The following is a 25,265-nucleotide window of genomic DNA, read 5'->3' as shown; positions in this document are numbered from 1 at the left end:
ATGTAAACAAAAAGCGTTTCAATTTGAAACGCTTTTTAATGATTTTAAAAAAATGGTATTGTAAAATGTATCTAAATTTAATTTCGATACAGCGGATCTGCTCCGATAGTACCTACCAATTCTTTTAAATAATCTTCAGATATTACGTTACTGTAATGTTCTTTAGCAGCATGTAAGCGATCTTCTATATTCATTTCAGAAACAAGAATCTCGTTATTTGGATTTTTTATAAAATCTTGCAAATATGTAATTTGAGCATCATAAAAAGAAATATCCTTTTGTTGTTTTAATTCTAGTCGCTCTTTATACCAATCGCTATTTAATACGTAGTCTCTATCAAAATATTTACGTAATTCTGGATCGCTAATATTTTTACCTTCGTAATTGCCATAAGCCATAATGTGTAATAATATTTTTAACGGCGGTACGGCAGATGTTATACTTCCGTCTTCAAAATAACTTAAAGCTACTTTTTGTTGAGCTTCAACAATATTATTAATGCCATCTACATAATCTTCTAAACCTTGTAATTCTGGTTTTAACATTTTCTCGTTAAAAACAGCCGTTGGCTCGTCAAATAAACGGTTTAAACATCTTAAAGAAAATGTTTTAGTTATTCTGTAACCTAAGCGGCTGGCCAAAATAGTTTTTCCATTGTGTTCAAAATCTTCCAGTTTTTCTAAAGCTCCATGTTCAATTAATTTTTTAGGATCTCTATCCTCTGGAGTTAAACGTGCCCAAATTTCTGGAATTAGTAAGCTAATATCGTGGTCTACTTTATTGTCGCCACCAACATAACCCGCAGCAGTACTAAAAGCATCGGATTCTGTTAGTATGTGTGATAGCAGAGCATTATTTAAATCTGTTGTTGGAGTAAGCATATTGAATGGACTTTTTGTTAAAGCACCTTCAGATCCGGCTCCAGTTGTTGATGGGGATTTACCTGTTAAGCTACAAATAAAATCCATAAATAATTCTGGCGTTTCTTGATAGTGTATTGGGTTGTAAACAGCTAATGGACGGATACCAGCTTTTCTGTCCGCAGGATTATTTCTACGACCTGGTAGCACAGCGTTTACAACTTGTATTACAGGATCATTTGTTGGTATTTTTCGGAATAATCGAATTCCAATTTCACCTAAATAGCTTTCTTTAGTTTCTTCAGTATTTACATTACGTTCAAGATAACGCGGGTTTTTTGTTGGTTCACCATTTACGATTCTAGTATGCGATGGTAATGCGAAATATTCTTCCTCGTTTGGACTTTCAATAACGCTTAAAATCAAATCTTTTACTGGTTGTGTGTACTTGTCAAAATTAATGGTGTCCTCATAAATTTCAATAGCATCTTTCTTTTTCAGTAATTCATAATTGGTTAAATAGGTGTTTGGAGAAACAATATCTCTTTCAGCATTTTTATCATAACCTCTTATAATGGCTTCATCGGGTCTTTGGAATAGATAAGATTCGCAATTTGCCACAACTTTCAAACTTTTGTTTTGAAATTTTGGGCTCAGGTGTTTAAATCTTTCACGCGGAATTGTTATTGAAGCGGAAATGTCATCTTCAGTCTGAATTTTTATACTTGCAGAAAAATCTGAACGTAATTTGTTTAATAACCAATTGCCGTTTTCATTGAAACCAATACGAACATAACTACCCACAACTGCGGTGTTATTATAGAGTAATCCTGTTCCTTTTTTACCGTTAATAAATTCTACAGACATGCAATCTTTCCAACTTAAATTTTCGAAATCTTGACGGTATAATCGTTTTACAAATAAAACTAAAGATCGGATATGTACAGGTATATTTGCTACAAATTCGTTGTATTCATCGGTGCATTTATCGGAAGGTGTTAGTAGTTTTACGGCAGAACCTAATGTTCTTCCTTTACTTAAAAAAGTTCTAGATGGCTTTAGCGAAGGATCATAATCTTTCCAACGTTTGGCGTAATTGTATTCTATTATTTCATCTGCTTTTTTGAAATCCTCGTCAATATCTCTTATGTTAAATGTGCTGTATGTAATTGCATTTAACATGGATTTTGAAATCTCAGATTTTCCACCACCAGAAACGGTACAAGGTTTATGGCAAAATATGCCTTCTGCCATGGTGTTCACTATACGCCATAATGGGATAGCTGGATGTTTTTCTAATGTAAATTTATTACCTGTTGGGTGTACATATTTCTTTTTTGGTGATAATTTAAGCTTTTGCTCTTTTCCGTTATGCGTCCAAGTAATACTATTAGTATTTGTATTTATAAAAGATGCTTCCGGAATATAAATAATATCTGGATATTTTTTATCGATAGCATAGTTTTCTGGTTGTACATCAATTCTATCACCTAATAAGTTTTTAACATCTTCAAAAGAGAAATTATCGCCGTGTTTTCCTGAAAATGCAACACCATCAACAATAGTACCCATAACACCTCTTGGATATGCAATAGCACCACCAGAGTGTTCTTCTTCTACTAGTCCAAATAAATTAGCAGAATAACTTATTTGAGTTTTAATTTCTTTTTTAGAATACCCGTAATAGTTATCAGCAATAATAGTTACAACAACACCTCTGTCATTTCTACAAGTAATTTTAAAAGCACCACCTTCATTATATAATTCATCTGCATTTTTCCAGCACATGCCTTCTTTTTTCTGACGCTCTGTGGCATCATCAAAATGAGGTAATCCTACATCTTTCTTTTTTAAAGTTCTTAATTGAGGAGCCAAAATGATACATCCAGTATGTCCGGTCCAGTGTTCTGTATCTAATCCGGCATCGTTTTGAGCTAAATTAGGATCGCCGGCATTACCGAAAATAGATTCAACAAAGTCTAAATTACTTACTAGGCTTCCTGGAGCAAAAAAGCGAACTTCTAGAGATTTTTTTGAAATTATTAAAGGTACTTCAGGGCAAACCATTGGGCGTAATAACATAGAGACTATGGTTTTTGCCTGTTGTTTTTGATTTGCTGTAAATGGCAATGTTTTTAATTCATCTGAAGGATTAAAAGCTGAGTTTAAAAAGTGAGCGAACGCAATTTTTGGAACTTCCTTTTTATCTAAAGGAACAGGTAAATTACCTTCCACGATATGAAACGTGCCTTTTGTTGTTCTTTTATCATGTAGCGGATTGTTCAAAATCCCTTGTTTAATTCTATGAGACGTTACATTATCACTTTTAAATGAATTCCCGTTAGGAGGCAAGCTCACTTCTCTAGCATGTCCTTTTTTAGATAAAACTAAAGTATCGTTAGGCAGTATATACGGTTTATCAATAGAAACATCGCTTAAATAATCGTTTAAAAAATTTTGAATTCTTGTATCTACAGGGGAATGATGATTCGCTAAAAGTCTTGATTTTTCACGGATACTCTTTATTAAACCACTGGTTAATTCTTCAAATTTTGGGTCGCAAAATTTTTCTAAACTATCTTCTAAATCTCTGTAAATAGGTTGACCTAATGAGGCTAATTGGAGGTTAATAAATTGAACGATGTCTTTTCTTGATTCTTCCATAATGCTGTTTTAAGCTTTTAAACCTTGTAAAAGGTTCTATTTTACGTAAATATAAAAAGTAAACGATTTAAAAAAGCTGTCAAATGTCAGTAATTAGAAAAATTTAAAAAAAAATCAATTTATTAAGGAAAAATTTAAGAAAACTACTTAAAAGCATTCAATCCTGTAATATCAAATCCCGTAATTAGTAAATGAATATCGTGAGTACCTTCGTATGTAATTACACTTTCTAGATTCATGGAATGGCGCATAATTGAATATTCACCTGTAATCCCCATGCCACCTAGTATTTGCCTAGCTTCCCGAGCAATGGTAATTGCCATATCTACATTATTACGTTTCGCCATAGAAATCTGGGCAGAAGTTGCTTTATTTTCATTTTTTAAAACACCTAATCGCCATGTTAAAAGTTGCGCTTTGGTAATTTCAGTAATCATTTCGGCTAGTTTTTTCTGTTGTAATTGAAATTGTCCAATCGGTTTTCCAAACTGTATGCGTTCTTTACTGTAACGCAGTGCGGTATCATAACAATCCATAGCGGCACCAATTGCACCCCAAGCAATGCCGTAACGCGCAGAATCTAAGCAACCAAGTGGAGCCCCTAAACCAGATTTATTCGGTAATAAATTTTCCTTCGGAATTTTAACGTTATCAAATATTAACTCGCCTGTTGCCGAAGCACGTAAAGACCATTTATTATGTGTTTCAGGCGTTGAGAAACCTTCCATACCACGTTCTACAATTAATCCATGGATTCGCCCATTTTCATCTTTTGCCCAAACAACTGCAATCTGAGCAAATGGTGCATTAGAAATCCACATTTTAGCACCATTTAACAAATAATGATCGCCTTTATCTTTAAAATTGGTTATCATTCCCGACGGGTTACTGCCGTAATCTGGTTCTGTTAATCCAAAACAGCCCATCCATTCGCCACTTGCTAATTTGGGTAAGTATTTCTGGCGTTGTTCCTCATTGCCATACTTCCAAATAGGATACATAACTAAAGAAGATTGCACCGAAGCTGTAGATCGAATTCCTGAGTCTCCACGTTCAATTTCTTGCATTATTAAACCATAACTTATTTGATCTAAACCAGCGCCACCGTATTCCATTGGTATATATGGACCGAATGCTCCAATTTCCGATAGGCCACCTATTATTTGCTTTGGAAATTCTGCTTTTTGAGCATATTCCTCAATTATAGGCGAAACATCTCGTTTTACCCAAGCACGTGCGGTATCTCGAACTAATTTATGTTCATCGGATAATAAATCGTCTAAATTATAATAATCGGGCGCTTCAAATAAATCTGGTTTCATAGCAGAGATTTATGTTTTATTCGAAATGCGAAGTTGGTTAGAAATTAAATTCTAATGGTCAAGTTGATGTTATTGAAATCAACAATGATTATAGTTTATTTACTATAAAACTTATTTTTTTAAGAATAAAACAGATTATGCTATCAAATTTAAAGAATAATTAGCAAATCAATTACATTTTTAAGTAGAAATCTTTTGTTAAATTAATGTAATCTTGGGTGTATTGATGTCTTTTCGTTTCAATAATAAGTTCTTCTATTGTTATTTCGCTTTCGCGGAAGGAGAACGTTAGCATACTTCGTTTTACATCTGTTTCCGTATTACCTTTAACACGACAAATTTTATTAGGAAACAGTAGGACATTTTTAGCTAATGCGATAAATTTTTCTTCTTCATTAAAAGGGATAATAACATTGAAAGTTCCTTCTGGTGAAAGTAAAATTGAAACACTTTCAAGTAAATGGTTAAAAGGCATCGCATCTTGAAAACGAGCTAAATCTCGCGAATCGTTTTCTGTTTTATAATCTTCAGCATAAAAAGGTGGATTACAGATTATAACATCATAGTCATCATCAATTTCATCTGCAAATTCTTCTAAAGAAGCATGATAACAAAATAAACGGTCGCCCCATGGAGAGTGTTCAAAATTATCAACACATTGTTCGTAAGCATCATCATCAATTTCAATAGCATCAATAACTTCAGCATTACTTCGTTGCGCAAGCATTAACCCTAAAACGCCTGTTCCTGCACCAATATCTAAAATAGCAAAGGTGTTAGGTTCTAAGTTGGTCCATGCGCCTAGTAATACACCATCTGTACCAATTTTCATGGCGCATTGGTCTTGGTTAACTGTAAATTGTTTGAACTTGAAGGGTTTCATTTTAAAAATTCTAAATTCCATATCTCCAAAAAACTTATGGAGGTGTATGGTGTTTTATAAAAAAGTTATTCTAAATATAAATCGATTAGTCCTTCTGGTGTTTCCACTATAATTGTTTTGTTTTTACGATCTACTTTAGTGATAAATTCATCATTCATTGGTATTAAAATTTCAATACCATCTCTATCAATCTCGAAAAGGGATTGCGCTGTAGAATCGTTAATAGCTTTAATAATACCGACTTCCCCAAAGTTTACATCTTGAACAGTAAAGCCCATAACCTCATGGAAATAGAATTTATCACCTTCTAGTTTTGGTAATAAATCTAAAGGTAAGTAAAGGCCACTTTTCATAATGGCATCAGCATCTGCTTCTTCATCAACATCTTCAAACTTAATTCGAAGTAATTCCGATTTGTGTAATTGTGAACTCTCTATAAAAAAAGGTACAAGATTATTTCGAAGTTCTAAAAATATAGCATCTAGATTTTCATAAATAGCCGGTTCATCGGTATCTAGTTTGGCTAAAACTTCTCCTTTAAAACTATATTTTTTTACAATTTTACCTAAGTAAAAACAATCTTCCTTTTTCATAGAATGGCATTTTTTTGTTTCCGCGTAGACGGAAATCTCATTTGATTATTGACGATTCAAAAGTAGTCAAAATTTACAATTTAAAGAACCTGCTTTTCGACGGGATGGTTTTCTGAAAAATATATTCTAGAAAACAAAAAACTCCGATATTGCTATCGGAGTTTAAAAGTATAAAAAATTGTGTTTTTTATTCTTCTTCGTTTGATGCTTCTGCTTCAACTTCAGGAGCAGCTTCTTCAGCTACTTCTTCAACAACAGGAACTGCCGCAGCAATTCTTGCTTCGTTAACCGCTTTTTCTGCTGCAAATGCATCAGCTTTCGCTTTTGCTTCAACTTCAGATAAACCATCAGCTTTCGCTTGAACTTTTCCTGTCTTTTCTTCTAACCAAGCTGCAAATTTTGCTTCTGCTTGCTCTTCAGTTAAAGCGCCTTTTCTAACACCACCTGCAAGGTGATTTTTTAATAAAGCTCCTTTGTAAGACAACAAAGTTTTTGCTGTATCTGTTGGTTGCGCACCGTTTTGTAACCATGTTACAGCACCATCAACGTTTAATTCAACAGTTGCTGGGTTTGTGTTTGGATTGTAGATACCTAATTTCTCTAAGTATTTACCGTCTCTTTTTGATCTTGCATCGGCTGCAACGATCCAGTAAAAAGGTTTTCCTTTTTTACCGTGTCTTTGTAATCTGATTTTTACTGGCATAATAATTAATTATTTGAGGTTCGCGACCTCGGTTATTAATAAGGGCGCAAAGATACTATAATAATTTAACTATCAGCTTATTATTTCTTTTGAAATTAATAGGTAATTAAAGCGTGTTTTTAAAAAAGTAAACAAACAGGCGCAGGTACAGGGGAATCATTCAAAAAAGTAAGTTTTCCGTTATCAAGATTTATCTTAAAAACCGAAATATTATTGCTTTTTTTATTGGCAACAAGAATAAATTTACCTGAAGGGTCAAGTGTGAAATTTCTTGGCCAATCTCCATGAACGCTTATGTTCTGAATTTTATCTAACGTTCCTTTCTTTTTATTTCTTTTAAAAACAGCAATAGAATTTTCTCCCCGGTTAGATCCGTATAAAAAACGTTCGTCTTGCGATAAATGAATATCTGCACAAGAATTTTCTCCATCATAGTTTTCATCTAAAGTGGAGTCGTAATCAATTTGTTTAAATCCTTTTTTTGTTTTTTTAACCGAAGTTATCGAGCTTCCGTATTCATTTATGATATAAATAAACTTTCCGTTTTTACTAATTGAAAAATGCCTTGGTCCTGGGTTGTCTTTCATTTCAACGATTGTCGGAGATTTTAATTTATAACTATCTGTTTCTAATTTATATTGATAAAGGCGATTTCGTCCTAAATCTGAAACAAATAAATCATTTTTATAAAATTGTGCTGAATGTGCATGCGATTTTTTAGTTTCAGAATTATGATCAAAAACCTGAGAAGCTTTATTCAAACTACCGTCTTTATTTAAATTATAAATCGAAAACGTACCAGCTCCGTAATTTGAAACAACAACTTTTGTACTGTTTTTATTCAATGATACATGGCATGGCCCTTTTCCGTTACTGCTCTTGGTATTTAAAACTTCTAACTTTCCATTAGCTTTGATTTTAAAGGCTGTAACTGCACTGGTTGTGCCTTCGCTAACGCCGTAAATTAATTTCTTGTTTTTCGAAAAGGTGATAAACGATGGGTTTTCGGTTGTAATGGCCAATTCTTTTTGGCTCAGTTCTCCTGTTTCCGTATTAAATTGAAGTCGGTAAATGCCTTCGCTGTCACCATTGGTGTATGTGCCAACATAAAGTGATGTGTTTTGTGCTTTCACATTGAAAAAAGTAAATAAGAGCCCTGTAATCAATATTTTAAATTTCATAGTATGGTATAGATGGATTCAAAAATATAATAATTAAAATGAAGTCTAATAAAAATGGTCTTACTTTTAAAAATAGATTTGTTAAAAACTCTTGAGCATTTCATCCCTAAAAAGAAAATATTCTCTGTATTTTTATAAACTTTTTATATTCAAATTTTCTTCAAATAACAAAGAAGGTTAATAGGAGTTAAACAGCTTAACCTCAAAGAACAAAGCAAAGCATGTACTTAATTTTCGATACAGAAACCACAGGATTACCAAAGCGTTGGGATGCGCCCATAACCGATAGCGACAACTGGCCAAGGTGTATTCAGATTGCATGGCAGTTGCATGACGAGATGGGGAATTGTGTTGAACATGAAGATTATTTAGTAAAACCTGAAGGGTTTAATATTCCTTATGATGCTGAGAAAATTCATGGTATTTCTACCGATTTAGCTCAAGAACAAGGTATTCCGTTAGCTGAAGTTTTAGAGAAATTTAATGAAGCTTTAGGGAAAACTAAATTTGTGGTTGGCCAAAACGTAAAGTTCGATTTAAATATTATGGGTGCCGAGTTTGTGAGGGGCAATGTAGAAAACCCATTGCAAGAACTGCCTGTTTTAGATACTTGTACGGAACATACAGCTAATTTATGCCAGATTCCTGGTGGACGTTATGGTAAGTTTAAATTGCCAACGTTATCAGAATTACACGAACATTTATTTGGTGTTGGTTTTTCTGAAGCGCATAATGCTACTGCCGATGTGGAAGCAACCACGCGTTGCTTTTTCGAGTTGTTACGTTTGGGTGAATATACCAAAGAGCAATTAGATGTTGAGCCTGGGTATTTTCAGGATTTTAATGAAAAAAACCCGGCTACCATTGATCTTATTGGTTTAAAGCACATAAACTTAAAGCGCGAAAGTTCTAAAATACTAGAGGGCATAAAGAAAAGCGAAAGCAGCGGTTTGTCTTCCGAAGATATTAAGCAAAACGTATCTGCTTTAGCCGATGTCGATTTTGTGCATTTACATAATCACTCGCAGTTTTCGGTATTACAATCTACAATGGGTGTTGCGGATATTGTTTCCGCTGCAGCGGAATATAATATGGAAGCTGTTGCGCTTACCGATCATGCAAACATGATGGGAGCATTTCATTTCGTGAATGCGGTAAACAAACATAATGGGAGTGTAAAAAATAAAAGAAAAGAAGCAGAAATTACTGGAGCGACGGTTACTGCAAAAGAAATGAAACCTATTATTGGTTGCGAATTTTTTGTGTGTGAGAACCATTTAGATAAGTCGCGAAAGGATAACGGTTATCAAATTGTGATAATCGCAAAAAATAAAAATGGTTATCATAATCTAGCTAAATTATCATCTCATGCCTTTGTAAATGGGTTTTATTATTTGCCAAGGATTGATAAGAAGTTAATTGAAGAATATAAAGAAGATTTAATTGTTTTAACAGGGAATTTATATGGTGAAGTACCAAGTAAAATTCTTAACGTTGGTGAGAATCAAGCCGAAGAAGCCTTAATTTGGTGGAAAGAACAATTTGGCGACGATTTGTATGTGGAGTTAATGCGCCACAATCAAGAAGATGAAGATCGTGTAAACCCAACGTTAATTTCGTTAGCAAAAAAGCATGAGGTTAAATTAATAGCCACAAATAATACCTATTATAGAAAGAAAGGCGATTCTAACGCTCACGATATTTTATTGTGTGTAAAAGATGGTGAAAAACAAGCAACACCAATTGGTCGCGGACGTGGTTATCGTTATGGTATGCCAAATCAGGAGTATTATTTTAAGTCTCCCGATGAAATGAAGCAGATTTTTAAGGATGTTCCTGAAGCTATTTCTAATGTGCAAGAAGTTGTCGATAAAGTGGAAGCTTATCAATTGGCGCGTGATGTATTATTGCCAGCCTTTGATATTCCAGAAAAATTTAAACACATTGAAGATTTAGCCGATGGTGGAAAACGAGGTGAGAATGCCTTTTTAAATCATTTAGTATATGAAGGTGCTAAAAAACGTTATGGCGAAGAACTATCGGAAGAAGTTGTTGAGCGTCTCGATTTTGAGTTAGGCGTAATTGAAAAAACAGGATATCCAGGATATTTCCTTATTGTTGAAGATTTTATTCGTGAAGCCAGAAAAATGGATGTTTCCGTTGGGCCTGGTCGTGGTTCTGCGGCAGGTTCTGTGGCTGCATATTGCCTTTGGATTACAAATATTGACCCGCTTAAATACGATTTGCTTTTTGAGCGTTTCTTAAATCCCGATCGTGTAAGTATGCCCGATATCGATATCGATTTTGATGATGAAGGTCGAAGTCGTGTTATGGATTACGTAATCGAAAAATATGGATCTAACCAAGTAGCACAAATTATTACCTACGGTACCATGGCAGCAAAGTCGTCTATTCGTGATACCGCACGTGTACTAGATTTACCGTTGTTTGATGCCGATAGAATTGCAAAATTAATTCCGAATATGTCTAAACTTGGAAAGATTTTTGGTCTTTCTGAAAAGGAATTAGGGAAAAAATTTAGAGCTGAGGATTTAGAAAAAGTCAATGAACTTCTCAATATTGCCGATGGTAGTGATTTACAAGCCGAAACTTTAAATCTAGCTCGAACACTGGAAGGTTCGGTAAGAAATACAGGTATTCATGCCTGTGGTGTTATTATTACACCCGATGATATTACCAAATTCGTACCGGTTTCGTTGGCAAAAGATTCCGATTTATATGTCACCCAGTTTGATAACTCGGTGGTGGAAGATGCCGGATTACTAAAAATGGATTTCTTGGGGTTAAAAACATTAACCCTAATTAAAGATACCGTTAAAATTGTAAAAGCCAAGCATGATATTTTGCTTGATCCAGATACTTTTCCTTTAGATGATGAAGAAACATATGCTTTATTCCAACGTGGAGAAACAGTTGGTGTATTCCAGTATGAATCTCCAGGGATGCAAAAACACCTTAAAGATTTAAAGCCAACAGTTTTTGAAGATTTAATAGCCATGAATGCCTTGTATCGTCCAGGACCAATGGAATATATTCCAAGTTTCGTTCGTAGAAAACATGGTGACGAGGATATTGAGTACGATTTACCAGCGATGGAAGAGTACCTAAAGGAAACTTATGGTATTACAGTTTACCAAGAGCAAGTAATGTTACTGTCTCAAAGTCTTGCGGGTTTTACTAAAGGTGAAGCCGATGTTTTACGTAAGGCGATGGGTAAAAAGCAAATTGCCGTACTTGATAAAATGAAACCTAAGTTTATTGAGCAAGCCAGTGCTAATGGACATGATGCTAAAATTTTAGAGAAAGTTTGGAAGGATTGGGAAGCCTTTGCGAGTTATGCATTTAATAAATCGCACTCCACATGTTATGCTTGGATTGCTTATCAAACGGCTTATTTAAAAGCACATTATCCTGCGGAATATATGGCAGCTGTTTTGTCGAATAATATGAACGATATTAAGCAGGTTACATTTTTTATGGAGGAATGTAAACGTATGAAGTTAGCCGTTCTTGGTCCAGATATAAATGAGTCGTTTTATAAATTTTCTGTAAATAAAGATTATGCGGTTCGTTTTGGAATGGGGGCTATTAAAGGAGTAGGGCATGGAGCTGTAATGACGATTGTGGAACATAGAGAAAAAGATGGCCCATATAAATCTATTTTCGATTTTGCTAAACGTATTGATTTACGTGCAGCTAATAAAAGAGCTTTTGAAAATTTAGCTTTAGCTGGTGGTTTTGATGGATTATCTGATACGCATCGTGCACAGTATTTTCATGATGATGGCGATGGTATTACCTTTTTAGAAAAAGCAATAAAATACGCGCACAAGCATAAAGAAAACGAGAACTCTGCGCAAGTAAGTTTATTTGGAGAAGCTAGTGATGTGCAAATACCTGAACCCGAAGTTCCGCCTTGTGAAGAGTGGGGAACTATGGAAAAACTAAGCAAAGAGCGTGAAGTTGTTGGGGTTTATATTTCTGGACATCCGCTCGACGACTTTAAAACAGAAATGAAAACTTTTTGTAACGGTACTATTGGGATGTTTAATGATTTAAATCTTTACGTAAACCGTGAAATTGTTTTTGGAGGCGTAGTTACAGATGTGCAACACCGTGTAAGTAAGCAAGGTAAAGGTTGGGCGTTATTTACTATTGAAGATTATACTGATAGTTTTGAATTCCGAGTTTTTGGTGAAGAGTATTTAAAGTTTCGACACTTTTTTATGATTAATAGTTTTGTGTTTGTGAAAACCTTTGTTCGAGAAGGTTGGACTAATAAGGATACAGGTAAAAAAAGTGATCCACGACTACAGTTTAATAGTTTTCAACTATTGCATGATGTAATGGAGAATTACGCTAAAAAATTATCTATTCAAATAAATATAAAAGATTTAACGGAGCAAAAAATCATGGCGTTAAAAGAATTATTAAATGAGCACCCAGGAAGTCAGGCGCTTAATTTTTTAGTTTATGATATGAAAGAGAAAATTAAATTGCCCATGATTAGTAGAAAGCAAAAGGTTAAAGTTTCTCAGGAGCTTATAACCGAATTAGAAGCGCAAGATGTTAAGTATAAGTTGAATTAGTTTGATTTTTTTCAGTGAATTCAACTTTTTGGTTAATAATTCTTACTGTTTTCTTGTTTTTGTTGAAATATGTGCATAGTTTAGCTCACTAGCTAATATCTTTTTAAACAGTCATTAAAATGGCTGTTTTTTATTTTGTTTAAGTATATGTTATAATAGAAAGTTTTATGAGGCCATTGCTCTTACTGTATTTAGTTTGCTTGTTTTCTTCTAATTTGCTGGCTTCGCAACCTAATTCTATTGATAAAAACCCGGATTATTATAGTGTTTTAGATTCTTTCTCTAAAGAAGAGAATAGAAGTATTTATAACGGGTTAGAATATTTTGATATCTATAGATGTTGGGATACAGATAATAATAAGTTTTATCAAAGTTATGATTTTTTTAATGGTACCGTCGTTTATGCTGGTGAGCCATATTTTAATTTAAAATTGAAGTATAATCTCTTAGACGATTTAATAATTTTAGAGTTTGTAAATAAAAAGGTTAATTATTTACAATTAAACTCTAGTATGGTTGAATCGTTTTTTTTAGGTGATTCTAAATTTGTTCGATTAACAATAAATGAAGGTTTATCCTCTTTTTATGGTAATGGGTTTTTTAAAGAAATTCACAATGCTACCAGTAAATACAAGTTGTATGTTAAATTAAAAAAAGAGAAACATAAAATAATTAAAGACAATAAACTTTATTATAAGTTTAGTGAGAAAGCAACTTATGTTTTGTGTTTTGAGGATCAATTTTTTAAAATCAATTCTAAAAAAGATTTAGTAAAGGCAATACCCATAAGAAAAAAAGAAATTCAGACATTTTACAATAAAAATAATCGACTCTATAAAACAGATAAAGAGTTGTTCTACGAAAAGCTTTTTAATCAATTAAATAATTTAGAAAAGTAAAATTGTAATATGATTAGAACAGTATTTACTTGGTTATTGGTTTTGGTGGCACAAACTATCATCTGTCAAACAAATAAAGAGATAACAATAGAGTTTATTAATGTTAATAGGTTAGAAGCGCTTAAAGATCTTGAGAAAAAAGTTGATTATAAGTTTTATTTTGAAGCAGGTTGGTTTGATGATTCTACCGTTACAAAATCATTTACAAATACAACCTTAGATTATGTTTTAACCGAACTATTAGAAGAGACACCTATTAATTTTCTATTATTTGAAGGGAAAGTTATTTTAACTAAAAATAATGCTATTATAGATCATTTACCTCCTGGTTTAAACGGGATTGTTAAAACAGATGAATCTAGTCCTGTCGTGGCTAGTATTAATAAAACACCTGTTTTTCAAAAACAATATAAACCTAGTTCATTTAATAGTAATAAAATTATACCTATCGGTAAAGAGGCTAAAAATCGTAATATAGATAAGGTTTCTATTTCGGGGTATATTAGAGATGCTAATACCTTTAAGGGTATAGATAACTTGGTTTTGTATGTGAAAGATAAAAACATCAACACAACTACAAATGCATCTGGGTTTTATACTTTGGAGCTTCCTTTAGGAGAAAATATATTAGAAACTTCTTCGCTTTCTTACGGTAAAACAAGCAGAACACTTTTGGTTTATGGAGAAGGAATCTTAGATTTTATACTGTCAGAATCTGCAGAATATCTTGATGAGGTCGTTATAGAATCTGGTAGGGATGATAATATTAGAAAAGCCGAAGTTGGTGTTACCAGAATAGAAGTGGAAGGCATAAAAAACATTCCGTTAGTATTGGGTGAGCGCGATGTGCTTAAGGTGGCTACAACAATGCCGGGTATAAAAACGGCTGGCGAAGGCGCATTAGGTTATAATGTTAGAGGAGGTAAAGTTGATCAGAATTTAATACTTTTTGATGGTGCTACCATGTATAATCCTTCTCACTTTTTTGGTGTGTTTTCTGCTATTAATCCTTTTGCTACAGGAAGTGTAAATATTTATAAAGGGAGTATACCTGCCGAGTATGGTGGTCGACTTTCATCAGTAATAGATATTTCAACTAAGGAAGCTAATAATAAAAAATTTTCTGGTGAAGGTAATATTGGTCCTATAACGGGGAATTTAATGTTAGAAATACCAGTTGTTGAAGGTAAGGCTTCGGTTTTGGCAGGGGTTAGAGCAACGTATTCAGATTGGGTTCTTAAAGCTGTTTCCGAGGAGTCTATTAAAAATAGTAAAGCTAATTTTTATGATGCTATTTTAAAATATAATCATAAAATTAATGATAAAAACGATATACAGGGAACAGGTTATTTTAGTAACGACCAGTTTAGTATTACTTCAGATTCTATTTATGAATACAGTAATAAGCTCGCTTCATTAAAATGGAGTCATGAATTTGATAAAAAAAATAGAGCAACATTGCAATTGGCAACAAGTGAGTATAAGTTTAATATCGTTTACGATGGTGATTTTAATCGAAATTTTGATTATGGTTACAGTATTAATGAGACAGAATTGAAACTAAATGCAAAATATTTACACAATAAAAAACATAAATTCGGATATGGTTTTAGTAGTAAGTTTTACTCTGTAAAACCAGGTAGTATTGAGGCTTTAGGAGACGAGTCTGTAATTGAAAGGCAAAGTATTGATCAAGAAAAAGGTTTAGAATCTGCTGTTTTTATTTCAGATTTAATTGAAGTGAATAAGAAATTATTATTAGATGTCGGGTTTAGGTACTCTATATACGCCGCTTTAGGAGCAAGTACTCAAAATATTTATGATGTATCGCAACCTAAAAGCGAAGAGTCTATTATTGAAGCTAAAACATATAGCAAAAACGAGGTAATTAAAACTTATGGAGGTCCCGAATACAGAATCTCTGCTCGATATGAATTGAAGCCAGATTTATCGATAAAAGCTGGTTATAATAAAACCATTCAGTACTCACATCTACTGTCTACAAATTCAACAGCTTCGCCTGTAGATTCATGGAAGTTGTCAGATTTGAATATAGAGCCTCAGCGTGCCGAGCAGTATTCTTTTGGAGTATTTAAAAACTTTGAAGACGGTTTGTATGAGTTAAGTCTTGAAGGGTATTATAAGAAAATGAATAATTTATTAGATTTTAAAACTGGAGCTCAGGTGTTTTTAAATGAAGATATAGAAACAGAATTGCTTCAAGGTAAAGGCAAGGCATACGGAGCAGAAGTGCTATTAAAAAAAGAAAAGGGTAAATTTAATGGATGGATAGGATATTCATATTCTCGATCTTTTGTTAAACTCGATAGTGATATTTTAAGTAATCAAGTAAACAATGGTGAGTATTTTTCTGCAAACCAAGACCGACCGCACGACCTTAGTATAATTTCAAATTACAGACTTACCAAACGTTATAGTTTTTCCTTAAATTTTAACTGTCAAACGGGAAGGCCAATTACATACCCAATAGGGAAATATAATTACAACAATAGTGAGCATGTTTTGTATAGTGATAGAAATGAACATAGAATCCCTGATTATTATCGTTTGGATTTAGGAGTAAATATTGAAGGGAACCATAAAAACGTAAAATTGGCTCATAGTTTTTGGAATATTTCAGTTTATAATGTGTTAGGTAGAAATAATCCGTACTCTGTGTTTTTTGTAAATAATTCAGGAGAAATTAAGGCTTACAAATCATCCATATTTTCTATTCCTGTTCCTACAGTAACTTATAATTTTAAATTTTAAAAATGAAATTAAATAAATTATATACTCATGTTTTTTTGTTGTTTGGCTTTTATGTTCTTTTTAGTTGTACAGAAGAAATTCCTTTATCAACCGAAAATTTTAAAAATGTTTTGGTGGTTGAAGCTACAATAACAGATGAATTTAAAATTCAAGAAGTAAAAGTTACACGTACTTTTCTTTTAGAAAGTGATACACCGGTTTTTGATGCTGGTGCCAGTGTACAGATTGCAACTAGTGGTAAAACTTATAATTTCCATCATGTTGGTGAGGGAGTTTTTTATTCAGATGAACAATTTCAAGCTATTAAAGATGAAAGCTATAAATTATTAATTACAACTTCCGATGGTAAAAAGTACTATTCTAATTCTGAAGTGTTGGCTCCTAAAGCAGAGCTGGAAAATTTGTTTGCAGAATTGGGGAGTTCGGATGAGGTGCGTGGAGTTCAGGTTTTAGTCGATAGTAATAATGATTTAGATGGAGCTGCATTTTTTAGATATGAATATGAAGAGACTTATAAAATTGTAACCCCATATTTTAGATTTCAAGATATTTCTGTTTCTAATATACAAGGTATAGATAATGAGCGTGCTTATGATATTGATATTATTGAAAGGCCCGCAGATCAAGAAAATTGCTACAGCACAAATGCTTCTACCGAAATTCTTCTCATGAGTGTAAGTAGTTTAAGTGAAAACAGAGTTTCGAGATTTCCAATTAAGTTCATTTCGGAGAACAGCCCTTTTTTGAGAGATCGATATAGTATTTTGGTTAAGCAGTATGTGCAATCGGCCGATGCTAATAACTTTTATAAAATTTTGAAAGAATTAGGAGGAGATAGCGAAAGTGTATTTGTAACTAGTCAACCTGGTTTTGTTCAAGGAAATATTTTTTCGGAAGAAAGTTTAGAAGAAAAAGTTATTGGTTTTTTCGACGTATCTACGGTTACTTCAAAAAGAATTTATTTTAATTATGCCGATTTTAATTTTGTTTTACCGCCGTATTATTTTGATTGTGAGGTAAGATTACTTGATTATGATAAAGTAGGTAGTTTGGATCCATATCAGCTTGATGAAAGGTCAATTTTATTAACGTTATTAACAGATAATCCTCCGTTTAAATATATTTCAGGTTTTGGTACTCTTTATGAGATTGTTGATCCTGAATGTGGAGATTGTTCAACTTTTGCATCTAACATAAAACCAGGATTTTGGGAAGATTAATTAAACAAATACAGGTTTTTATAGGTATCGTGGTGTGCCTGTTTTTTATTCAGGCTTCGGGACAAATAAGTAAAGAACAGCTAAGCAAGGTTAGAAAAGTAATACCAACTGAAAAAGTTGTTGTTCATACTAATAAAAGTGTTTATTTGGCAGGCGAAACTCTGTATTATAAATTTTATAGTTTAACAACAAACAATAAACCAAGTGATGTTAGTAATGTTGGGTATGTACAGTTAATTGGCGCAAATAATTATTTGCTATTTGAACATAAATTAAATTTAGAAAAAGGATTAGCAAGTAGTGATTTTTTTATGCCATCTAGTATTAATACGGGACACTATAAATTATTAGGTTATACTAAATGGATGGAGAATAATGTCTCCTCACCATTTTTCGTAAAGGATATTTATGTAATAAATCCGTTTACTGTAAATGGTATGTTGTTTCAAGAAAATCAAAATAATACTAAAAACACGGTACATATAATAAGAAATGAAAATGTAACAAATAATCTCGATAATCAAGTTGATAAAATAAGTCTTGATATAGAAAAGCAATCTTACGCAACACGAAGTAAGGTTGTGGTTAATTTGAAAAGTAATTTGGCAAATGTCTATAAGGGGAATTATTCCCTTTCTATTAAAAAAATTAATTCTTTAAAACTTAATCAGGATGAACAAGTTAATGAAAGCGTAAAAGAAATCAATGGTTTTTATCTGCCTGAAATTAGGAGTGAAATTATTTCTGGTAAAGTGTTAAATAAAAAAGATGGAACGTCTGCTGCAGGTAAAATTGTAACATTAGTATTACCCGGAAAAGATTATATTTTTAAGAATGTTAAAACAAACGATATTGGAGCCTTTTACTTCAATCTATATGAAAACTATAAAGATGCGGAAGCTTTAATTCAGGTGCAAGATGTTGATAGAGATCAATATGATGTTGTTTTAGATTCAAAATTATTTTTATATTCTAAGGATTTAAAGTTTAATGAGGTTAAGTTAGATACTAGTATTAAGCCGTGGTTGTTAAAACAAAGTATTCGTAGACAAATAGAGAATGCTTATGCTAACTCTAAAAAGGACAGTATTGTGTATAGGGTGCCTAAAGGTGTTTTTTACGATAAGCCATCCCTAACTTATGTTTTGGATGATTATAAAAGGTTTTCAACGGTTAGAGAAACATTCGTTGAGGTTATTCAAAACGCGGCTATTCGAGAGTCTAAGGAAGGTTATAGTTTTAGGGTTAATGCGTTAGTAGAATTTAAGAATAGCGCCTTTAAAGATTATGATCCATTAGTTTTAGTTGATGGGTATTTAATTCAGGATAATGCAGATATAGTAGATTTTGATTGTGATAAAATAGAATCTATAAGTTTAGTGCGCGGTATTTATTTTTCTGGACCGGTAATTTATAATGGTGTTTTAGACTTTAAAACAAAAAAGGGAGATTTTAGGCCTTTACATAATAATGAAGGTTTAGTAGTATTTAATCTTGAGGCTCCGCAAGTGTCAAAATTATATTATCATCCTAATTATACTGTTGAAAACGAAAGTTTAAAAAGAATTCCCGATTACAGAACGCAATTATTGTGGGTTCCAAATTTAGAGTTGAAAAAAGAAAATAATACAATAGAATTTTACACATCGGATGTTACCGGAGATTTTATAATCGTTCTAGAAGGGTATTCTGTAAATGGTGATTACATTAAATCTAAGCGTGTATTTAAGGTTGGCAATTAAAAGTACAAAATTTACAACCTATTCTAAATAGCGCTAGGGGTTGAACGGCATGTTTAAGCTTCCATACGATAGAAGGGGGTGAATAGTGAAAGCCCGACTCATTTAGTAGCACTATAATTATTTATTAAATGAGCGCCCAGGAAGTCAGGCGCTTAATTTTTTAGTTTATGATATGAAAGAGAAAATTAAATTGCCTATGATTAGTAGAAAGCAAAAGGTTAAAGTTTCTCAGGAACTTATAACTGAATTAGAAGCGCAAGATGTTAAGTATAAGTTGAATTAGTTATACAATAAACAAAATGTTTAAAAGAATTAAAGGTGCTGCTTATTTTTGTAAAATTAAAAAGGTGTTACTAAATATTTAGTAACACCTTTTTAATTTTACAAAAAACTATACCTACTATTCACAAGAAGCAAGTTCTTTAGCGAATTTGATTAAATCTTCTGGAGTATTTTTGAATTCTTTGTTTTCTGCTTTTTCAATTAAAGAAGCACATCCTTCCGCAAGTTTAATAAGGTTCTTTTTAAACCCAAATACAAAACCTGTAGATAAAGTAGATTTGCCTTTTTTACTTCCAGGAGTAAATATTACAGTTTCTTCATTGTTAAAAAGGTATAAGTTCAATTTTTCTGATTCATATAATATTTTACAAAGCTTTTCTGATGAACCTCCTAGTAATAATTGGCCAGCGTTTACTGCATCTCCTTTTACAGAAGATTCTTTGAAAGCTATATTTTTGTAATGTGTACCATCAACAAAAAGAACTTCGTTAAAACCTTTAGCGCTTTTAACTTCTGTGCCAATAGGCGTACCGTCTGTAGTATATTGCACTGTTCTTAATTCATAAGCAATTTGTTTAATATCTTTAGTTTCCATGTCTACTAAAGTGGTGTCTCCGGCTTTAGATATTAAATAAGCCTTAACTAATTCTAATTTATTATCTGAAACTGATTCTTCTTCAGCCTCTGGTTCATCTTCGATATTCGTAAGGTCTTCAGTTACAACTTCAAAGTGCCTATTGTCCGTTTCGTTTGCTTTAAATTTACTTAATAGATTATCAGAGATTCTTATAAAGTTTTTACCGTCTGATTTATCATAATCATTGTCAATTAATTTTTGACCAAATATTTTTGACTCTTCTGGCATATCTAAGTAATAGTATATTTTAGCTAAATTGTAATAACTAGCATATCTCATTTTCTTCATTTTTTTCTTAGGCCCTTCGTAAACAGGTATTAAGCTATTGAAGTAATCTATTACTGGTTCAAGTTCAGCTTTTAAATCAGCTGTAGATTCGTTGTATTTCATTTTTGAAAAAGCAGCTTTCATGGTTTCGTAGGCTTCCATGTGTTTTGGATATTCTGGATGTTTTTTAGTTCCTAAAATCCAAAAATTCTCATTGCTAGTGCTAGATTTCACATAGCCATACGTGCTATTTAGACTACTATTAATTGAAGAAAGGATATTTTGCTGGTGTTTGGTAGAGTGTGTTTTTTTTATATTATAACGATTGTTGTTGTAGTAGTCTTGTGCTTGTTTGTATGATTTGAATGAGCTACTTACGTAATCATCTTTTTCTGAATAGGTTTTTTCAAAACTATTTTCTAAAACCACAGAATTGTTTATTGATAAGCTACCTGATGAAGAATAAGTATTATGTGCTGCATAAGTATAACTTGTAGAAGTTACTTTACCATCTTTGTCTTTTGTTTCGTGTTTTGTTTTTATAATATCTACATTTCCAATATTAGTTCCGTTAAATGTATAGTTGACATCTATGGTGCCATTAGATTTAACTCTAGAAAATCCTGAAATGGAAATGGCTCTTTTGTTAGAAGTATATGTTCGTTTACTATCTTCTAATATTGGTTTAGATGGCAGCTTAACATAAGCTACTTCAAAGTATTCTCTGTCTAAATTGGCATTTTGTGAAAAAGAAAAAGCATAAGTAATCAATGCAAATGCTAGGGTGATTTTTTTGTACATAAATAGGTTTATTTTAAGATTTGTGCTGTAAATAGCGGTTGTAATATATAAAAAATATATTAACTTATGTTTGTTATCGTCTTATGCAATACGTCCTTGTTTTTTTTTATTATCGGTTTTTACTATTTCTAACAAGTGTTAATTTGTGTTAAAATCCATATTTTACTGGTCTTTAATTTTTTGTTATATTCAGAAATAAAAATAGGAGAGTATTTATGTGCCTATGATATGGTTAGTTGAATTTGATATAAAACACTATTAGTTAGAAGTTTGTGTTTTTTGGTTGTTTTTTAATTTTCAATAAATAATCTTGGTTAGATATTATGCCTCACACTAGGAATGACAAGGTATGTTTAAGTTTTTTAAGCAAAGGATCGAACGAGTAGTGAAAGCAGTGTCCCCTTGTGGTTGTGCCTAAATTCACTATTAAATAACTGTACTCAATGCCATTATAGGTAAAACAAATGATAGCTTTGTAAGGAATCGGTAATTTTTTGACTAAATTTGTGTTATTAAAATGAATTAAGAACATATAAAAATATAAATATTATGGCATTAGAAATTACGGATGCAACGTTTGAGGAAACGGTTTTAAAAAGTGATAAACCGGTATTAGTTGATTTTTGGGCAGCTTGGTGTGGACCATGTAGAATGGTTGGACCAGTTATTGAAGAAATTAGCAGCGAGTACGAAGGAAAAGCCGTTGTTGGTAAAGTAGATGTAGATGCAAATCAGGAATTTGCTGCAAAATACGGAGTGCGTAACATTCCTACAGTTTTGGTTTTTCAAAACGGAGAAGTTGTTGGTCGTCAAGTTGGTGTAGCACCTAAAGCAACTTACGCAGAAGCGATCGATGCATTATTATAGCATATAGTAAAATAAAAATTGAAAAGGTTTGCCGTAATGGTGAACCTTTTTTTATTTTAGATGAAAATTAAAAGATATTAAAAAGATGAGTGGACATAAAAAAATTCAAGACGCAATAGATAGTAATTTTATAGAGCAGCGTAAAGTGTTTTTGTGGGGACAGGTTGATGATGATTCTGCAAAGCATGTTGTAGATAGGTTAATGTATTTAGATGCTTTGGGTACTGAAGATATTACGCTTTATATTAACAGTCCAGGTGGTTACGTAACCTCTGGTTTTGCTGTTTACGATTGTATTAAGGCTTTAAAAAGTGAGGTTTCTACAGTTTGTACTGGTTTTGCAGCTTCTATGGGATCGTTAATTTTATCGGCAGGACAAAAAGGAAAACGCTTCATCCAACCTCATGCTCGTGTTATGATACATCAACCAAGCGGCGGTGCGCGTGGACAAGCTAGTGATATCGAAATTACTGCTAAAGAAATCGTGATTACTAAAGAATTAAGTGCGAAAATTTTGGCTGATAATTGCGGACAAACTTTTGAGAAAGTAATGAAGGATTTTAATCGCGATCATTGGATGGGTGCAGAAGAATCTGTAACTTATGGTATTGTAGATGGCATTGCTAAATAAAAGAATAAAATTTTAGAAACTATAAAACAGACTGGGTTGTTGAATTAAACTTCACAATAAGGTCTGTTTTGTGGTTTTATAAATTAAGTATTTAAACTCTGGTTATTATGAATTTACAAAACGAGCTAAATAAGGCAGAAGGTTTTAAAAATCTTGGATTACTTGCAAAACAGGTAGTCGAAGGGTTTATTGCTGGTATGCATAAAAGTCCGTTTCATGGATTTTCGGCGGAGTTTGCAGAGCATAAAATTTATAATCCAGGTGAAAGTACAAGACATATAGATTGGAAACTCTTTGCTAAAACAGAAAAGCTTTATACCAAACGTTATGATGATGAAACGAATTTGCGTTGCCATATTATATTGGATAATAGTAGTTCGATGCATTATCCAGAACTAGATAGTTTTTCGATTGATAAATTAAATAAAATTAGTTTTTCGGCATTGGCAGCTGCTGCTTTAATGCATATGCTAAAAAAACAACGTGACGCTGTTGGTTTAAGTATTTATAGTGATGCTTATGATTTTTATACTTCGGAAAAGGGGAGTGAACGCCACCATCAAATGCTTTTACACGAGTTGAGTAATTCGGTGCTATCGAGACCTCTAAACAAGCAAACCGAAACGTATAAGTATTTGCATGAAATAGCAGAAAACATTCATAGACGTTCTTTAATTTTCTTATTTACTGATATGTTTCAAACATCCGAAGACGAGGGAAAGCTTTTTGAAGCATTACGCCATTTAAAATATAATAAGCATGAAGTGGTTTTATTTCATGTTTTTGATAAAGAAAAGGAGTTGAATTTCGATTTTGATAATAAACCAAAACGTTTTATTGATGTTGAAACTGGCGAGCATATTAACCTTTATGCCGATTCTATTAAGGATAATTATAGTCAAACGGTAAATAATTACTTTTCAGATTTAAAATTGAAATGTGCACAATACAAAATAAAATATGTTGAAGCGGATATAAATAAAAATTTCAATAACATACTGACAACCTACATTGTAGAGCGGCAGCGGTTTGTTTGATGAATTTTTTTTAAAAAAAATAATAAAAAAAGTTTGTGTGATTCAAAAAAGCGTGTATCTTTGCACTCGCAATAAAGCAACGGTCTGGTAGTTCAGCTGGTTAGAATGTCGCCCTGTCACGGCGAAGGTCGCGGGTTCGAGTCCCGTCCAGACCGCTAAAATTGCAAACAAAGAAGCTCTGAGAAATTAGGGCTTTTTTTGGCAATAAGAAGTTGTGTTGTTCCCGAATTTATTCGGGAAAGTAGTTTACCAAAGTTACTTTGGTAATCCAATGAGAAGCTTTCCTTTTTTCTGTAAAGAAGATTGGGATGCTTTTTTGTTTTAATTGTAAAGTTAAAATTGTTTAGATTATAATAATAGTGTATATTCGCACTCGCAATAAAGCAACGGTCTGGTAGTTCAGCTGGTTAGAATGTCGCCCTGTCACGGCGAAGGTCGCGGGTTCGAGTCCCGTCCAGACCGCTAAAATTGCAAACAAAGAAGCTCTGAGAAATTAGGGCTTTTTTTGGCAATAAGAAGTTGTGTTGTTCCCGAATTTATTCGGGGAAGTAGTTTTATCAAATTTACTTTGGTAAACCAATGAGAAGCTTTCCTTTTTTCTGTGAAGAAGATTGGGATGCTTTTTTGTTTTAGAGAGGTTTTGATTTTTTAACTTTAAAGGAGTCTTGATTAAAATTTTTTGTTTTAGCTTTCTAAGATTAGGTAGAAGTATTGAATTTCTAAGATCAAAGTAGTTGTGGTTTTTTTATCTTTGATATCTACTTTTTTGCGGTGACTTTAGAACTATTAAAAACGAACAGTCTTCATCTTTATGCTCCATTTTGCTAATACAACTAAAAATAGAAGCTTTATCTTTAGATATTGTTAGGTGTATGCGATAGGTTTTAATATAGCTTATCCCTTTTTTTTCTAAATTGAGATAATGATTAAAAAAATAAACGCCTTCTTTTTGACCTATTCAATAGTTTAATTGTTATTATGTCTATAATAATGAATACTTATAACTAGTTTAATTCATCTTAATCGATTAATGCTTTCAAGGTGTGTTTTATCGATTTATCAGCTTCTTGTATATCTTTATCTCGAGAGGCAATATGTTTTGATATTGTTTTGTTAGTAAACGACTAGTAATTAGTTTGTTAAAATTTATGTTTAATTTAATCCAAAAAACCTTCCTAAAAAGGTTGTTAGAATCAAAAAGGCATGTATATTTGCACCCCGCTAAAAAAGGTAAAAATTTTAAAGCGGTAACGTTCATACAGAGGTTGATTAGTTTAGATTTTGAAGGGATTAA

The 25,265-nt window shown here is 32.5% G+C and carries 15 protein-coding genes and 2 tRNA genes; 10 read left to right on the top strand and 7 right to left on the bottom strand.

What is annotated here, in order from left to right; translation table 11 throughout:
- Positions 1–77: 77 nt before the first annotated feature.
- The 6 genes from M4I23_RS00085 to M4I23_RS00060 all read right to left on the bottom strand — a co-directional run bounded on the left by M4I23_RS00085 (position 78) and on the right by M4I23_RS00060 (position 8,206).
- The gene (locus tag M4I23_RS00085) at positions 78–3,524 is read right to left on the bottom strand and encodes a hypothetical protein (RefSeq protein ID WP_249753034.1); all 3,447 of its coding nucleotides are present in this window, start codon (positions 3,522–3,524) and stop codon (positions 78–80) included.
- A gap of 143 nt (positions 3,525–3,667) precedes the next feature.
- A complete protein-coding gene (locus tag M4I23_RS00080; RefSeq protein WP_158845546.1) occupies positions 3,668–4,846 on the bottom strand; it encodes an acyl-CoA dehydrogenase family protein in 1,179 nt (392 codons plus the stop codon).
- A 172-nt stretch (positions 4,847–5,018) separates the two neighbouring features.
- A complete protein-coding gene (locus tag M4I23_RS00075) occupies positions 5,019–5,729 on the bottom strand; it encodes a tRNA1(Val) (adenine(37)-N6)-methyltransferase (protein ID WP_249753033.1) in 711 nt (236 codons plus the stop codon).
- 65 nt (positions 5,730–5,794) lie between these two features.
- Positions 5,795–6,322 (bottom strand): ribosome maturation factor RimM, encoded by a 528-nt coding sequence (rimM, locus tag M4I23_RS00070; RefSeq protein WP_158845540.1) that lies wholly within the window; start codon positions 6,320–6,322, stop codon positions 5,795–5,797.
- A 187-nt stretch (positions 6,323–6,509) separates the two neighbouring features.
- Entirely contained in the window at positions 6,510–7,025 is a 516-nt protein-coding gene (locus M4I23_RS00065; protein ID WP_158845537.1) for a 30S ribosomal protein S16, read from the bottom strand.
- Between the two features lie 119 nt (positions 7,026–7,144).
- The gene (locus tag M4I23_RS00060; RefSeq protein WP_249753032.1) at positions 7,145–8,206 is read right to left on the bottom strand and encodes a lactonase family protein; all 1,062 of its coding nucleotides are present in this window, start codon (positions 8,204–8,206) and stop codon (positions 7,145–7,147) included.
- Positions 8,207–8,427: 221 nt separating this feature from the next.
- Here M4I23_RS00060 and dnaE point away from each other — a divergent pair, with 221 nt between their 5' ends.
- The 5 genes from dnaE (at position 8,428) to M4I23_RS00035 (ending at position 19,449) form a co-directional block, all read left to right on the top strand.
- Positions 8,428–12,816: a DNA polymerase III subunit alpha gene (gene dnaE, locus M4I23_RS00055; protein ID WP_249753031.1), complete on the top strand. Its 4,389-nt coding sequence runs from the start codon at positions 8,428–8,430 to the stop codon at positions 12,814–12,816.
- Positions 12,817–12,983: 167 nt separating this feature from the next.
- Positions 12,984–13,715 (top strand): hypothetical protein, encoded by a 732-nt coding sequence (locus M4I23_RS00050; protein ID WP_249753030.1) that lies wholly within the window; start codon positions 12,984–12,986, stop codon positions 13,713–13,715.
- 9 nt (positions 13,716–13,724) lie between these two features.
- Positions 13,725–16,487 (top strand): carboxypeptidase-like regulatory domain-containing protein, encoded by a 2,763-nt coding sequence (locus tag M4I23_RS00045; RefSeq protein ID WP_249753029.1) that lies wholly within the window; start codon positions 13,725–13,727, stop codon positions 16,485–16,487.
- 2 nt (positions 16,488–16,489) lie between these two features.
- The gene (locus tag M4I23_RS00040; RefSeq protein ID WP_249753028.1) at positions 16,490–17,707 is read left to right on the top strand and encodes a DUF4249 domain-containing protein; all 1,218 of its coding nucleotides are present in this window, start codon (positions 16,490–16,492) and stop codon (positions 17,705–17,707) included.
- Positions 17,695–19,449: a hypothetical protein gene (locus tag M4I23_RS00035; protein ID WP_249753027.1), complete on the top strand. Its 1,755-nt coding sequence runs from the start codon at positions 17,695–17,697 to the stop codon at positions 19,447–19,449. Before M4I23_RS00040 ends, M4I23_RS00035 begins: the two co-directional genes overlap by 13 nt.
- A 400-nt stretch (positions 19,450–19,849) precedes the next feature.
- On the opposite strand, the gene M4I23_RS00030 is transcribed toward M4I23_RS00035, so the two are convergent.
- A complete protein-coding gene (locus M4I23_RS00030; RefSeq protein WP_249753026.1) occupies positions 19,850–21,436 on the bottom strand; it encodes a hypothetical protein in 1,587 nt (528 codons plus the stop codon).
- Positions 21,437–21,985: 549 nt separating this feature from the next.
- On the opposite strand from M4I23_RS00030, the gene trxA reads away from it, so the two are divergent.
- From trxA to M4I23_RS00005, 5 genes are all read left to right on the top strand, one after another.
- Entirely contained in the window at positions 21,986–22,303 is a 318-nt protein-coding gene (gene trxA, locus M4I23_RS00025) for a thioredoxin (RefSeq protein ID WP_042496930.1), read from the top strand.
- A gap of 85 nt (positions 22,304–22,388) precedes the next feature.
- The gene (locus tag M4I23_RS00020; RefSeq protein ID WP_158845515.1) at positions 22,389–22,934 is read left to right on the top strand and encodes a ClpP family protease; all 546 of its coding nucleotides are present in this window, start codon (positions 22,389–22,391) and stop codon (positions 22,932–22,934) included.
- A 107-nt stretch (positions 22,935–23,041) separates the two neighbouring features.
- Entirely contained in the window at positions 23,042–23,971 is a 930-nt protein-coding gene (locus M4I23_RS00015) for a DUF58 domain-containing protein (protein WP_249753025.1), read from the top strand.
- A gap of 81 nt (positions 23,972–24,052) precedes the next feature.
- Positions 24,053–24,126, top strand: a tRNA-Asp gene (locus M4I23_RS00010).
- Between the two features lie 233 nt (positions 24,127–24,359).
- Positions 24,360–24,433 (top strand) — tRNA-Asp (locus M4I23_RS00005).
- The last annotated feature ends 832 nt before the right edge of the window (positions 24,434–25,265 follow it).

This window comes from Algibacter sp. L4_22 (assembly GCF_023473045.1).
Classification (GTDB): domain Bacteria; phylum Bacteroidota; class Bacteroidia; order Flavobacteriales; family Flavobacteriaceae; genus Algibacter.
The sequence above is the reverse complement of the archived record's forward strand: the minus strand, read 5'-3'. Positions and strand labels throughout refer to the sequence as shown.

Coding starts and splice junctions, on each gene's coding strand:
- dnaE (WP_249753031.1), top strand. CDS start 8,428: ATGTACTTAATTTTCGATACAGAAACCACAGGATTACCAAAGCGTTGG.
- M4I23_RS00080 (WP_158845546.1), bottom strand. CDS start 4,846: ATGAAACCAGATTTATTTGAAGCGCCCGATTATTATAATTTAGACGAT.
- M4I23_RS00065 (WP_158845537.1), bottom strand. CDS start 7,025: ATGCCAGTAAAAATCAGATTACAAAGACACGGTAAAAAAGGAAAACCT.
- M4I23_RS00045 (WP_249753029.1), top strand. CDS start 13,725: ATGATTAGAACAGTATTTACTTGGTTATTGGTTTTGGTGGCACAAACT.
- rimM (WP_158845540.1), bottom strand. CDS start 6,322: ATGAAAAAGGAAGATTGTTTTTACTTAGGTAAAATTGTAAAAAAATAT.
- M4I23_RS00040 (WP_249753028.1), top strand. CDS start 16,490: ATGAAATTAAATAAATTATATACTCATGTTTTTTTGTTGTTTGGCTTT.
- M4I23_RS00075 (WP_249753033.1), bottom strand. CDS start 5,729: ATGAAACCCTTCAAGTTCAAACAATTTACAGTTAACCAAGACCAATGC.
- M4I23_RS00020 (WP_158845515.1), top strand. CDS start 22,389: ATGAGTGGACATAAAAAAATTCAAGACGCAATAGATAGTAATTTTATA.
- M4I23_RS00050 (WP_249753030.1), top strand. CDS start 12,984: ATGAGGCCATTGCTCTTACTGTATTTAGTTTGCTTGTTTTCTTCTAAT.
- M4I23_RS00085 (WP_249753034.1), bottom strand. CDS start 3,524: ATGGAAGAATCAAGAAAAGACATCGTTCAATTTATTAACCTCCAATTA.
- M4I23_RS00030 (WP_249753026.1), bottom strand. CDS start 21,436: ATGTACAAAAAAATCACCCTAGCATTTGCATTGATTACTTATGCTTTT.
- trxA (WP_042496930.1), top strand. CDS start 21,986: ATGGCATTAGAAATTACGGATGCAACGTTTGAGGAAACGGTTTTAAAA.
- M4I23_RS00060 (WP_249753032.1), bottom strand. CDS start 8,206: ATGAAATTTAAAATATTGATTACAGGGCTCTTATTTACTTTTTTCAAT.
- M4I23_RS00015 (WP_249753025.1), top strand. CDS start 23,042: ATGAATTTACAAAACGAGCTAAATAAGGCAGAAGGTTTTAAAAATCTT.